The sequence below is a fragment of the Psychrobacter sp. ASPA161_9 genome, from assembly GCF_051970275.1.
Lineage (GTDB): Bacteria > Pseudomonadota > Gammaproteobacteria > Pseudomonadales > Moraxellaceae > Psychrobacter.
The window spans coordinates 144,730-158,217 of the sequence record NZ_JBEFNI010000002.1; the positions used below are offsets into that span (position 1 = coordinate 144,730).

General features: G+C 42.7%; 11 protein-coding genes. 6 read left to right on the plus strand and 5 right to left on the minus strand.

Going from position 1 to position 13,488, the window contains the following annotated elements:
* The first annotated feature begins 288 nt into the window (after positions 1-288).
* From ACTQ9S_RS03690 to ACTQ9S_RS03705, 4 genes are all read left to right on the plus strand, one after another.
* Positions 289-2,331, plus strand: coding sequence for a transglycosylase SLT domain-containing protein (locus tag ACTQ9S_RS03690; RefSeq protein WP_440454034.1), 2,043 nt, complete (start codon positions 289-291; stop codon positions 2,329-2,331).
* 454 nt (positions 2,332-2,785) lie between these two features.
* A complete protein-coding gene (locus ACTQ9S_RS03695) occupies positions 2,786-3,514 on the plus strand; it encodes a ribonuclease T2 (protein WP_440453814.1) in 729 nt (242 codons plus the stop codon).
* 334 nt (positions 3,515-3,848) lie between these two features.
* Complete coding sequence (locus tag ACTQ9S_RS03700; RefSeq protein ID WP_068037600.1) at positions 3,849-4,832, plus strand: malate dehydrogenase; 984 nt, start codon at positions 3,849-3,851, stop codon at positions 4,830-4,832.
* A gap of 288 nt (positions 4,833-5,120) precedes the next feature.
* Positions 5,121-5,360 carry a DUF2789 domain-containing protein gene (locus ACTQ9S_RS03705; RefSeq protein ID WP_068037599.1) on the plus strand — a complete coding sequence of 80 codons (240 nt, stop codon included), beginning with the start codon at positions 5,121-5,123 and terminating at the stop codon, positions 5,358-5,360.
* Positions 5,361-5,460: 100 nt separating this feature from the next.
* On the opposite strand, the gene ribF is transcribed toward ACTQ9S_RS03705, so the two are convergent.
* Positions 5,461-6,504 (minus strand): riboflavin biosynthesis protein RibF, encoded by a 1,044-nt coding sequence (ribF, locus tag ACTQ9S_RS03710; protein WP_440453816.1) that lies wholly within the window; start codon positions 6,502-6,504, stop codon positions 5,461-5,463.
* A 315-nt stretch (positions 6,505-6,819) separates the two neighbouring features.
* Between ribF and ACTQ9S_RS03715 the strand changes: the two genes are divergently transcribed.
* On the plus strand, positions 6,820-7,443 hold the full coding sequence (locus ACTQ9S_RS03715; protein ID WP_440453818.1) for an N-acetyltransferase family protein: 624 nt from the start codon (positions 6,820-6,822) through the stop codon (positions 7,441-7,443).
* Between the two features lie 39 nt (positions 7,444-7,482).
* Here ACTQ9S_RS03715 and ACTQ9S_RS03720 read toward each other — a convergent pair whose 3' ends face one another.
* The 4 genes from ACTQ9S_RS03720 to ampD all read right to left on the minus strand — a co-directional run bounded on the left by ACTQ9S_RS03720 (position 7,483) and on the right by ampD (position 11,082).
* Complete coding sequence (locus tag ACTQ9S_RS03720) at positions 7,483-8,064, minus strand: hypothetical protein (RefSeq protein ID WP_068329282.1); 582 nt, start codon at positions 8,062-8,064, stop codon at positions 7,483-7,485.
* 120 nt (positions 8,065-8,184) lie between these two features.
* A complete protein-coding gene (gene murJ / locus ACTQ9S_RS03725; protein ID WP_440453819.1) occupies positions 8,185-9,735 on the minus strand; it encodes a murein biosynthesis integral membrane protein MurJ in 1,551 nt (516 codons plus the stop codon).
* 184 nt (positions 9,736-9,919) lie between these two features.
* Complete coding sequence (locus ACTQ9S_RS03730; RefSeq protein WP_440453821.1) at positions 9,920-10,438, minus strand: hypothetical protein; 519 nt, start codon at positions 10,436-10,438, stop codon at positions 9,920-9,922.
* Between the two features lie 47 nt (positions 10,439-10,485).
* The gene (gene ampD / locus ACTQ9S_RS03735) at positions 10,486-11,082 is read right to left on the minus strand and encodes a 1,6-anhydro-N-acetylmuramyl-L-alanine amidase AmpD (RefSeq protein ID WP_440453823.1); all 597 of its coding nucleotides are present in this window, start codon (positions 11,080-11,082) and stop codon (positions 10,486-10,488) included.
* A 230-nt stretch (positions 11,083-11,312) separates the two neighbouring features.
* Between ampD and ACTQ9S_RS03740 the strand changes: the two genes are divergently transcribed.
* Complete coding sequence (locus ACTQ9S_RS03740; RefSeq protein ID WP_440453825.1) at positions 11,313-13,433, plus strand: Lnb N-terminal periplasmic domain-containing protein; 2,121 nt, start codon at positions 11,313-11,315, stop codon at positions 13,431-13,433.
* The last annotated feature ends 55 nt before the right edge of the window (positions 13,434-13,488 follow it).

A 13,488-nucleotide genomic window follows, 5' to 3' on the forward strand; every position in this document is an offset into this window, starting at 1 on the left:
TAGATTGGCAGATGAGCGTAATGCTAGACTATTCTAGCGCATAGTTAACGCATCTTATACCTGCCAACTTTAAGCATTTATTTTAGACAGTCAGTACAGATATGAGAGCTAGAACGACTTATTTATTTAGCGTTCTAGTGCAAAATGATCATTAATATAATAAAGAGAGCAAGTATGACAAAGCAGCCTGCTGCCAATCACAAGAACAGCCACCGCAACAATTTTGACATGCCTAAATGTAATGGTATGGATGCTTCTATGAGTCATCCGCCCAAACGTCTTAGCCACATGACCGCTGCATGCTTACAAGCTCGCTCGTTGCGTATTGGTGCACTGAGTGTCGCTACGGCAATGAGTGCGCTTGGATTGTCGCAAGTGGCCTGTGCACAGCCTGCGCCTTATGGTGAGAGCTACCAGCAAGATAATAGTGTGGATTATTTCACGGCTGCTGCATTGGCTGCAGAACGTGGTGATGTCAGTGCACTATTTAATTATGAGCAATTAATGAGTGGCGGATTATTTGCCATGTATCCAACATATTGGCGTATGAATCTGGACTTAAATGCCCAAAGCTCTGCTGCCGTATCACAGTTTGTTCGTCAATATCCTGATACTGTCATGGCTGAAAAATTAGTCGCTGACTTTGCAGAAGCAAAAGCCGCTTCAGGTGATTATGCGTCGGTACGTCAAGTCGCCAATTTGGTTACCAATGGTGATCGTAGTGAGCGCTGTGCAATTGGACTTGGATTTAATAGTGGTGGCGACACTATGCGAGCGTTGGCAGAAAAGTCGGACGTTTGGTTGAACACACTCAAACAGCCTGCATTGTGCGATCAGCTAGCAACTGAGCTTAATAGTAATACGCTAATCAGTAATCAAGATCGGGCATCACGTCTCAAACGTATGTTACGTAAAGGCAAGACGGGCGATATCATGGCCTTATCATCACGCCTTGGCACTCCCATTTCTTATTCAGCATTGAGTGAGATTCAGCTGAATCCAAGCGCCTATTTTGGACGCTTTGGTATGCAGCCTAATAACCAAACCAATCAATATCTATATCTGTATGCGATTGGGCGTCTCGCTGAGAAGTCATACAGCGAGGCTGCAATGCAGTTAGATTTCGATATCAAACAAGACAATCAGCGCTCAGCGAAGCTGTTAAACGATGATACGCGCCGTTACGCTTATCGTATCATTGGTGTGCAGCGCATGAACCATACCACTGATGATGGCTTTAGCTCTGAGGCTGTTGACTGGTTTCGCAATAGCTTAGACGATGATTTCAACTTCGAAGAAGCTGAAGACTATGCTAAAGCCGCCATTCGTTTTAGCCGTTGGGATGATGTAGTTGAATCTATCTCACAGATGGATGCTGAAACTCAAAAACTAAATCAGTGGCAATATTGGTTGGCACGTGCGTACGAGCAATCGAGTAACAGTGGTAAGCGCAATACTGCTAAGAAAATGTATCAGCATTTGGCCAAAAGTAATGATTACTATGGTTTGTTGGCAAAAGATAAAGTTGGTCAACGCTTTGATGCTAGTAGTTTAGGTGGTAGTAGCTTGCCGAACGTAAGTAATGCTGATAAAGCACGTGTTTTGCAGAACCAACACTTTGCGCGTGCTTTTGCACTATACAATGCAGATGCCAGCCGTGCCTATGCCAATCGCGAGTGGAACTGGGCGGTGAAGCAGGCACGTGATAATCGTGATGATGGCTTGATTATTGCAGCAGCTCGTCAAGCACATGATATGGGCTGGCTTGATCGCGCTATCTATGCTGCTGATAATACTGACAAAGTAAATAGCTTGGCGCTATCACATCCAATGCCGCACCAAGATTCAGTGGTACGTTATAGTCAGTCGGCAGGTATCGACCCAGCATGGGCATACGGCATTATGCGTCAAGAAAGTCGCTTTGTAACATCAGCGCGTTCTAACGTTGGTGCTAGCGGGCTTATGCAAATCATGCCTGATACGGCAAAGTATATTGCTCGTAATTTAGGCGAGTCGTATAGTGCCAGCCGTGCCAATAGTGGTGATACCAATATTCGTTATGGCACATGGTATATGAGTGATATCTTAGGCAAGCTGAACTATCAGCCTGTACTGGCAACTGCAGGTTATAATGCTGGCCCAAACAACGCTAAGCGTTGGCAACCTACCTATGGTTCGTTGGCCTCTGATCAGTATGTTGAGTCAATAGCTTATCCTGAGACTCGTAATTACGTTAAACATGTAATGGAAAATGCAACGGTCTATAGTAGTTTGTTAGGTCGTGCTAAGCCTATCAGTGAGCGCATGGGTACTGTTCCAGCAGCGTTTTAAAGGTATACATTACTTAGGTCTACCAAAACATTAAAATGTAGGCCTAAATTGCTATAAGTGGTAGTAAAGCGCTTGATCGTTAGCATGTACGTGCTTAGGACTTAACTGTCAGCTTACGTATTTGCTATAGATTAAAAAAGGGGTTTTGCTACCATTACTTTAGTTAATATCTGATAACCTGTCGTTATTAAAAAACTTTTACTAAATTGTATATTCAGAGTTACTACTTTAATTATTGGTATTTTAAACCTAAAACTTAGGTGCATTTCACTGTATGATGTTGCCTGAATGTATTGTTCACGCCTAATAACTATTGAATGTTTTTTTACTTATGATAAATAATGACCCAAATCGGCTTATGCAGACATCTATCAGATTTCAATCATCTGTTAAGAGGTATGTGCAACAGTTTATTAGGGTATCGAGCTCAAAGACTCAATTATGGCAGCCGGTTTTGAAAAACGATCGATCAAAAAAGCATTGCTCAGACGGCTGTCAGAACACCACTTTTGATAATGTCTATCCTTTCACTCTAAGTCCTTTTACTCTAAGTCATCTCACTTTAAGTATTACAGGTTTAGCATTGCTACAAGTTATGCTGTCACTACCTGCGCAGGCAGCAAATGCGGTTCAGACTGGTCAGCGAGTGTTAATGATTGAGATGACTCCAGCTTTATGTAATTTGCAACCTTCACGCGCACGTATGCGTCAATGTTTAGAAGGTTACTCTTTAACAGTATCTGGCTTAGATATGGGTTATGGTGAGCGCTGTGGACGCGGTAGTGATCCGCGCCTGACACCATTACAATTAAAAGTAGTCAACCGTATCATGCCTGATACCACTGTGCGCAGCCAAGCATGGCAACATTACGGTGCGTGTAGCCCGCTTAGTGCTAGCAGTTATTTTCGTCAAATCACCAACTATGCAGGAGCATTAAAACTACCTAGCGAGTTGAATACGGGCAATAGCTACACAGTTTCAAAGTCTCGTTTTATGAGTCAAATGACTCGTCTCAATAGTGGAATGTCTTCTGCTAGTATTGACTTAATCTGTCAGGCTGGTAGTCGCCGTCAGTCTGTGCTTACTGACATCCATGTCTGTTATGACGGTGGTCAATTCGGTAGATGCAATGAGGTGATAAACAGTTGCGGCAACAATTTCATTATTTCAGGTGGTAAATAGTTATACCTGAGCAATGCTGCTTATGAGTATTAGAAATATACATTAACGTATTAAAGCCGCCTCTTTAGGGCGGCTTTTGTGTTTTCTATATTTACTATTTAATCAGACAGTCTTTTTTGCTGACAAACTTTTGTATGTATAAAATGTAACAATATAGACATCAGTAAGCGCGTTGTTATCTCTAGACGGTTTACCGAACGAAGTGCTACACTAGCTTTCGGTTTGTGACCGCTACCATTGAGCAAGTCTATACCTCATTGAGCAAGTCCATATCTAATATGCCTGTCTATATAATGATGACGACATTATCTAATAATTAATTAGGGAGTATTCTATGAAACAGCCTTTACGTGTTGCCGTGACTGGTGCCGCTGGTAATATCAGCTACGCGATGCTATTTCGTATTGCATCTGGCGAGATGCTAGGTAAAGATCAGCCAGTTATTTTGCAATTACTTGAAATCACACCAGCTCTTGACGCCCTAAAGGGTGTAGTCATGGAACTAGAAGACTGTGCATTCCCATTGTTGGCTGGTATCGTCCAAACTGATGATGCTAACGTTGCATTTAAAGATATCGACTATGCATTACTTGTTGGCGCACGTCCGCGTGGCCCAGGTATGGAACGTAAAGATTTGCTAGAAGCCAATGCTGCGATTTTCTCAGCACAAGGTAAAGCATTGAACGATGTTGCGAGCCGTGATGTAAAAGTATTGGTCGTGGGTAACCCTGCGAATACCAACGCGCTTATCGCTCAGCGTAATGCACCAGATCTTGACCCACGTAACTTTACTGCCATGACTCGCCTAGATCATAACCGTGCTATGGCACAGTTAGCTGACAAAACTGACAGCACTGTTAATGACATCAAAAACATGACTATCTGGGGCAACCATTCATCAACTCAGTATCCAGACCTAACCGCTTGTACCGTAAACGGTAAGCCAGCGCTAGATCTAGTAGATCGCGATTGGTACGAAAACACTTATATCCCAGAAGTACAACAGCGCGGTGCAGCGATTATTAAAGCTCGCGGTGCATCATCTGCCGCTTCTGCTGCCAATGCTGCCATTGCACACATGCGCACGTGGGCACTAGGTAGTGATGAAAACGATTGGGTATCAATGGGTGTTTACTCAAACGGCGAATACGGTATTGCTGAAGGCTTAATCTACTCATTCCCAGTTACCTGCGCTAACGGCGACTGGTCTATCGTAGACGGCGTTGATGTGTCATCAGATTTCTCAAAAGAGAAAATGGCGGCGACTGAGCAAGAGCTTAGCGAAGAGCGTGATGCAGTAGCACATTTATTACCATAATTAAGTAGCTTGCTAAGACTTTGGCGCTATTTATAATTCGTATTATGTAAAAAGCCTTCTATATAGAGGGCTTTTTTGTACTTTAACATTCGCATCATTAATAATTTATGCTGAATTTTTGGTTATCAATGCACTGTGATTTCTTAGTTTTTGATAATCAGTCGTTAACACAATTGATAACGTTAGATTAACGTTGAATAACAGCTTTTAAAATAAAGCTTGCTACAATGAATACGTTAGTTCAAATAATAAGCACAATTGAATCCGTAGCACTTAAGGAGAAAAAGTATGTTGGGTGAACCTGAATACAATATGAATGAATTATTTGCACAGCTAGGGCTTGATAGCTCTGACGAAGCGATTGATAGCTTCGTTGAAAAACATAAATTAGCGAAAGAAGAGAAGTTAACAGAGTCTGATGTCTGGAATGATAATCAGCGTATGTTCTTACAAGAAGAGTGGGAAAAAGATGCGGCATGGGTAGAAGTTATTGATGACTTAAATGTACGCATGCACCCAGATGCTTAGAAAAATAAAAAAGATTGATTAAAACGAAAACCCACAAGCGTTAAGGTTGTGGGTTTTTTTCTGTCTATAAATTAAGCATACTTTGAATTAGATATACTTTCTAACTAATTTTCTGCTTTTCTCGCCATTCCAGTAGGTCTTTAACGTCTTGATGAATACCTGCTTTGAGGGCTTCTAAACCGTCATAACGTCTTTCGCCATGCAGATAATGTAAAAATCGTACTTGCAGCGTCAAGCCATATAAATCAGCTTGCAACGCTGGAAAATGTACTTCCAAGCGCCAGTCACGCTCTTTATTGACAGAGGGTCTGGTACCGATACTGGCTGTACCAAACAAGCTATACGGACGTAAGCCTGCGACGCCTGTTTTGCCATCAACAGCGAGTGCTGTTAAACCATTAGGTATTACTTTTCCATCATCATCTAAGCTGACCACGTCAACTGCGAAAATACCGTGTAGAGCAGGTTTTAAGCGTTCTAAATCGATATTAGCAGTGGGGAAGTCCATGGTACGACCAATTTTATCACCACCGATGACTAACCCTGTAATGGCATAGTCGCGGCCGAGCAGAGTGTTAGCAGCGTCAAGGTCACCGGCTAATAATAGATCGCGAACACGAGTAGAGCTAATGCGCTCAGCTGCATCGCTTTCATCCGTGACGGTATGTAAATTGGTGACATGCAAGCCATAGTCACGCAAAAACTGACTGTCGCCGGTACGGTCATGACCAAATTTGAAGTCATCACCTAATACCAAAGATTTTACGTTCAAGCGTAGTGCTAAAAGATCAGCGAATGCTTGCGCTGATAATGAGCGAAAATCGCTATCAAAGCCTGCTACAATCAGTGTCTCAATGCCATATTCTGCGAGCAAGGCTTGCTTTTCTGCAAGATTGGTCAGGCGCGCAGGAGCAGTCGCTGGTGAGAAAAATTCACGCGGCTGTGGTTCAAATATCATGACGGCAGAGCTAAGGTTTTGCGCGTCAGCAATGTCACGAACTTGGGCTAACATCGCTTGATGACCTAAATGCACACCGTCGAAGTTGCCGATAGTCAGCACACAGGGCGCTAAATCTACTGGGCTAGTATTTGCAGGCAAAGTGCTTGGCGACGCAATCAGTTGCTCAAGAAAATAGGTGTTCATAAATTTTCAGCTATGATAGATAAGAACAGATAAAAAAGAAAAAACACATCTCTATTAAAGATTGATGTGTCTAAAACCAGCCATTATAAAGTAAAATAGCCATACTAACATCCTATAGTCTGCTGATAATACAAGTATAGTCAATCCACTATAAAAGAGTGACGGCGTTAATCTCGCTTGCAGTATCCCATATACGCCTGCGCCCATTGTTCTTTAATAACTGTAATGAATGCGACTGTAGATTGACTATGTTTAATAACCAAGAGTGATTTTTAATTGTTTATCACAAACTTTACCATTAGCTATGGAGACCCTATGACTGACATTGCTTTGAACGATATACCATCGACCTCTCCAACATATAATCTCAATGAGCAATTTACTGTGCAGCGTGCCAGCAAGGCTGATTTGCCAGAGATTTTAGCAATCTATAATCAAAGCATTGGGGGTAAACAAGCAACGGCCAATCTTGCTCCAGTAACTTGTGAAGAGCGTGCAGAGTGGTTTGAGGAGCATCTAAATAGTCTAACGCGCCCAATCTATGTTGTTAGAGCTGTTGTTCAATCAGCGGCTTACACTACCGAAAGCGCAGTGCAAACAGCGTCCCCAATCATCGCGTGGGGCAGCTTTAGTGATTTGTATGCACGTACCGCGTACCATATCAGCACTGAAATCAGTATCTACTTGCATCAGGATTATCATGGAAAAGGGCTGGGTAGCTTGCTCGCGCGCTGGATGATGACGCAAGCGCCAAGTCTAGGCATTCATAATGTAATCGCACTTATCTTTGCCCATAACCAGCCAAGCTTAGGATTATTCCGTAAGCTTGGCTTTGAGCAGTGGGGGTATATGCCGAAAGTGTGCGATATGGAGGGTTTCATCGCTGATGTTGTCATGCTAGGTAAAGCAGTGACGTTAGATAATGACATAGATGAATAAGTTTAGATAATAGCAATCAGAGAACGGAAGTCAGATGCCTTAACCTAAAATCTTCCATTGGTTGTCTATTTTCTGTAATTCATAGGTCAGTGGTGCAGGCTCACTTTGACCTTTTAGCATCAGCTCACCGGTGATAGTGGCACGAGTTTTATCACCATTATATTTGGTATCAGTAATAGTGACGCCATCGACAGTTTGCTGAAAAGCAGACTGAGTCTTAGCCAGCTCTTCTTCAAAATTTGCCATATCTACTTTATAGTATCCAGCGGCTTGCTGCACATCGCCGTCATATAAGCTATCTAGGGCTTTTTTGACAGTATCTTCTGGTGTGCCAGCTTCGGTCGGATTGGTAACTAGGCTTTTTTGCTTATTAATAGAGCTAGAGCTCTCAGCTACTTGCTGACTTTCAACAGCATTATCAGCATCAGTTAATTCTGTTTGACCAGCTACATCGTTCTCAGATGCTTCCACAACATCTGCAGTATTTTCAGTATTACTGGCAGCTGTCTCTGTTTCTACATTATCGTTGTTGCTACAACCACTTATAACTAGTCCGGTGCTCAACACGCCAGCAGCCAGTATGGTTGGCAAACGTAGCAAGATAGATTGTTTAGTTGTCATATTAGTCCTCAAAATTCATTTATGCATAAAAGACTCATTATGGCAACTATCAACGTCATGCACTGTCAATTCTCATACTAAGCTTGTTTTGGTTTCGTAAGTCATCGTTTTATTTGGTTTTTAACCATGTTTTAGCTGACGAGGACGGAATCCTGTTGCTAATAATACTACGCCATAAACTACTGCGCCAACCCCACACATAATGAGCAGAGCTGCTATACGTCGCCATTGAGCATCATCGGTTGGGAAGTAGGGCAGCATGACGTAAAGGACAGCGACCATGGCGCTTGTAGAAATCGCAAACTGGGCAAAAAGCTTTTTCCAATGGCTGCCAAAGCGGAAAATATCACGCTTGTGTAAGAAGTAATACAATAAGCCTGCGTTCACGAACGCTGCACCCGTAGTTGCTAAAGCCAAGGCACCATGCAGTGGTATTTTGAAAAAGTAAAATATCCCGATAAAAATAACACTGAAAACCATATTGGCAAACACGGAAATAATACCGATTTTTACTGGTGTTCTGGTATCTTGACGCGCAAAAAATGCTGGTGCAAAGATTTTAATCAGCATGAATCCCAAAATTCCGCCGGCCATACTACGTAACGCCAATGAACTCATTTGCGCATCACGTAAGGTAAATTCACCACGTAAGAACAGCGCTTGCATGAGCACATCTGCCAGTATAAATAAGGCTGCTGATGCTGGAACACCAACCAAAATAATTAGCCGCGCTGCCCAATCAATGGTCTTTTTAAAGCTAACATCATCTTTTTGCGCTTCACTTTTTGACAAGCTTGGCAGAATAACCGTACCGATAGCCACACCGATTAGTCCTAGTGGTAGCTCGCTCATACGTTCCGCAGCATATAACCAAGAGACTGAACCGCCTATCATGAGAGAAGCGAATACGGTATTGAGCAGTAGGTTAATCTGAGTGACAGAGACGCCAAAGATAGCAGGTAGCATCAATTTTAAAATACGCTTAACACCTTCGTGCTGAAAATCAATTTTAGGTGCAACCAGCAATTTTTGTTGCCATAGCTGTGGCAGCTGTATCAGAAACTGTAACAAACCAGCGATAGCGACTGCATAACCGAGCGCCATAATCGGCGTATCAAACATTGGGGCGAAAATTAGCGCACCGCCAATCATACACAAGTTTAATAATACTGGTGCAAAGGCTGGCGCAGCAAAACGCCCGTAACTTTGCAAAATACCGCTGGCAAAAGCGGTCATAGAAATAAACAGTAAGTAAGGGAAGGTCAGACGGAGCAGCTCAGCAGTAATGGCAAACTTGTCTGGTTGATCAGCAAATCCAGGCGCAAATAATGTCACCACCCAAGGTGCGATTAAAATCACAACGACTGTCAGCATGGATAAAACCAGCAACAACGCCCCTGAGGTGCGACTGACTAAAATCTGTACCTGTTGCAGACTGTATTTTTCTTTATATTCGGACAGTACAGGAACGAAGGCTTGGCTAAATGCGCCTTCTGCAAATAAACGCCGTAAAAAGTTCGGTATCTTGAAAGCGACCAAAAAGGCATCCATCAGGCCACCTGCGCCAAAGACACCTAATAACACAATATCGCGTACCAAACCTAAAATACGCGACAGCATGGTCATGCTACTGACCACCATGGTTGAACGAAATAACCGACTTTTTGCCATGAGAACCTATTCTGCTAATTTGTTTAGGGATGGTTGTTTGCTGATTTACTGTTGTCAAAAAACTGACGGATTATAGCATTTTCATGGCATATCTATAGCATAGATAAATGAATTGAATGTGGAATATGAAGGTTTTAAAAAAAAGAGCCCTGTTATTTTAATGACAGTCAAAAGTGACGCAATTTTAAATTGTTTTGTAAATACCATTCAGAAGAATGAATAGCTCTGAGCGTTTATTAATCATAGACTCTCTATAGCTAGTAGCATCATTTATTTCAAAAGGTTTACTCGTGTCTTTCACTCGATTGTAAAAATCTTTAATTAAATCGCCATATTCTCTTACTTGAACTGAGGCGTCTTTATAGCCAAATAATAGTAATAGGGATTCCGATTTGGTTAGTTCCTTGAAGCTATCAAAAAATTCATTTTGAGTTACTGACAGCTCATTAGGTTTTTCAATGGAACTATCTAGAATTAATCTTCTTCGCCAATCAGAAGAGAGTGCCCAATACCTCAAAGCGATATGGTTAAAGTTTTCAACTTTTTCTGCGACTTCCTTTAACATCTCAAACTCTCGTTCTACTTTAGCTTTTTTAAGCTCGTTACGATGTTGAGTTGAAGATAATAGAAAAGCAATAACGCCTGCTATCAATGCTCCCAAACCTATTTTTACTGCTGAATCGACCACTTCAATCCAAGTCATAATGTTTCCAATCGATGATTAATCATTATTAAAGTTGAGTAAGCCTTTTATCTTAATAGAGCTGCAACCTCTTGACGCAACTTCGCCCATTCAAAATAATCACCAGGATCTGTCTTACGTCCCGGTGCAATGTCACTGTGCCCGGTTAGGTGTCGGCGGGTTTTTGGATAGGCGGCGTATATAGCGGCGACTACTGCTGCAAGCGCGTCGTATTGAGCGGTGGTGAAGGTCACAAAATCTGACCCTTCAAGCTCGATGCCAATGCTATAATCGTTACATTCAGGTCGGCCAAGGTAGCTTGACCTGCCCGCATGCCACGCGCGTTCATTGAAATTTACAAATTGAGTAATGGTGCCATCACGTTCGATAAATAAGTGAGCTGAAACTTCTGCGCCTCTAATTGTCTGAAAATAAGGATGTGCATCCCAGTCTAATTGATTGGTAAATAGCGCTTTTACATAATGTACGCCGTCAGTGCCACAGGCGCCAAACTCATTGGGTGGTAGGCTAATATTATGAATGACGATAGTATCAATAGTCGTATCGTCAGGTCGTCTATTGTTATTCGGTGATGCAAGCCATGTCGCGTCGGATAATAGGCCATCTTTGATAGTCATTGACGATGGAATAGCTGAACTGAGCATAATGTTCTCTTTATATAATGGTATTAACAAGTATGCAGCTAAAGCATTTATCTAATAAATTTTCGTAAAATAATAACAAACATAATTTATATACTTAAGAGCCAAATAATTAAATAATTTAGTTCCAAGATAACTTTTGAAATATTTAAGTCAACAGCCTAGCAGAACTTGTTGACTAGACCTTAGCAGCGCTACCAGCCTATCAATAATAACGTGCGAGATTTTACCTCATGTCTATAAAGCCGTCTTCTATATCTGTAGATTGTACCTTAAGCACAATTAGCCTGCGAGCTTGTAGTCATCGAGCACGTTTGCCGATTGCCATTGCTGGGCTACTACTCTCTGCAAATGCGCAGGCTTTTTTGCCAACGCCATTGTCAGTAGTGACAACAGGGGAATTAGCGCCTGATATAACTGCTGCGCCTCAAGCAAAAGCGGTGAATTTGGATAGTGATAAGAGTGTGCAAAACAATCGAGCTAATTCACTACAAGCCGAACAACTATTAGCCACATGGCGTAAGCAAGTACAGGCAGACAATCTTGCCGAGCATACAACATGGCGACGGTTATTATATTTTTTAGATGATAAAAAATCGCTATTTAATAAAGGTGCGCCCAAAAGCTTAATTGATAGTCCAGAGTTTTTTCTGAGTGCGAGTGGACAACAGGATGCCAGTGCTGAGCTTGACGCGATGCTCATCGCGTTTGCCAATCAAATCGCAGCGCCTCAAATCACACAGTCTACCAATAACTCAAACTCAGCCATTTGTCGTTTTCCAGCACGCACGCACTGGCTTACTGAGACTTTGGGCATCGACATTTCGCGCCTGCAAGCTGACTGTCCAGAGCTTAAAAAATGGATGACCATGCTAGCTCCTGAGCAACTGTCAATTATGTTTGCCGAGGAGTATTTGGACAATCCAATCTCCGCTTTTGCTCACACTTTGCTGCGTATTGACTCGCCAGCAAGCGCGGCAGATCCTAGCCAAATTCATCATGCTTATGCGCTCAACGATACCGTCGATGGTAATCCTGATGATGCTTTTGCCGTTTACGCTATTAAGTCGGCTACTGGTGCTTATAATAACGTAATTGAGATTGATCCTTATCCAGAGAAGCTGGCCAAGTATCTCAAAGACGATGAGCGCGATGCGTGGACGTATCAGTTGGATTTGACTCCCGCGGAAGTACAACAAATCATATTGCATGTATGGGAAACCAAAGATTTAGACATTCCTTATTATTTCACCACGGACAACTGTGCTTCTGAGATTTTACGCTTGATTGATGTCGTGCGTCCTGAGCAGGATTTGCTCAGTCAATTGCCCTATGTCGTCATTCCTTCCGACGTGATTCAACTGCTAAATAACGAAGGTATATTAGCAGATACTCGTTACACGCCATCTGACAGTACCGTACGTCAAGCCGAGCTGAATAAGGCTAAGGCAGCTGCGGCGCTTGGTTATCAGAAACTATCTAAAGATGACGCTCGTAATATTAAATCAGCAGAGCGCAATTTGGCATCAAGTATATCTGCTGATGATGCTGACCCAAAAACGATTATAGATTACGGTATTGTCGCCTCGGATAATAATCCTATCGATAGGCATCCTTTGCAAGTGGCTCAAATTGGCATTGGTCAGCGCGGTGACAATAGCTATGTCGATGTTGGATTACGTTTAGGCTTTCATGACACCCTTGATCGGGCGTCAGGATTTTCACAGTTCTTTAATTTAGAAGCGCTTGCCACTACGCTGCGCTTTTATGATACTGATAGCAGTAAGGACAATGAACCTGACAGCGTGGTATTAGAAAACTTCACCGTGCTGCGCGGACGCTCTTTTAATCCGGTCAATACTGCTAAGCAAGGCAAGACTTGGGGCGCAAGTGTAGAAGCGACGCGTGTGAACGATGGCTCGCAAGTCGAGGGTAGGGATCATCTAGTTGGGAGCGTTGGCTATGAAACTGGCTGGTCGTGGGCGTTCGGTACACCTAGTGCTGGTACTGGGGAGATGCCACCACAGCTATGCTATGCCCTGTTATCAGGGAAGGGGCAAGCAGGACGTGGGATTAATAAAGGTTTTCGCGTAGGCGCAGGCGTGAATGCTGGCTGCCTTTATCAGATTAACAATCAGTTACGCGCGCAGGCTGAATTGCAATTGCCATATTGGTATCATGGCAGCAGTGACGACTCTAACGTCCGCGGTCATTATTGGCAGCCGATCTCAAGCTTAGGTCTGCAATACGATATCGATAAAACACAAGCATTACGCATTAATGCCAACTACGATTGGCAAGATCGCGTCGATGCCAATGACGATGTGCAATTGTCATACAGACGCTATTTTTAAAAGCTGTCTTCATAAGAAGTTTTGAAAATAGGTTTTTACAGATTGCCTTTAAAAC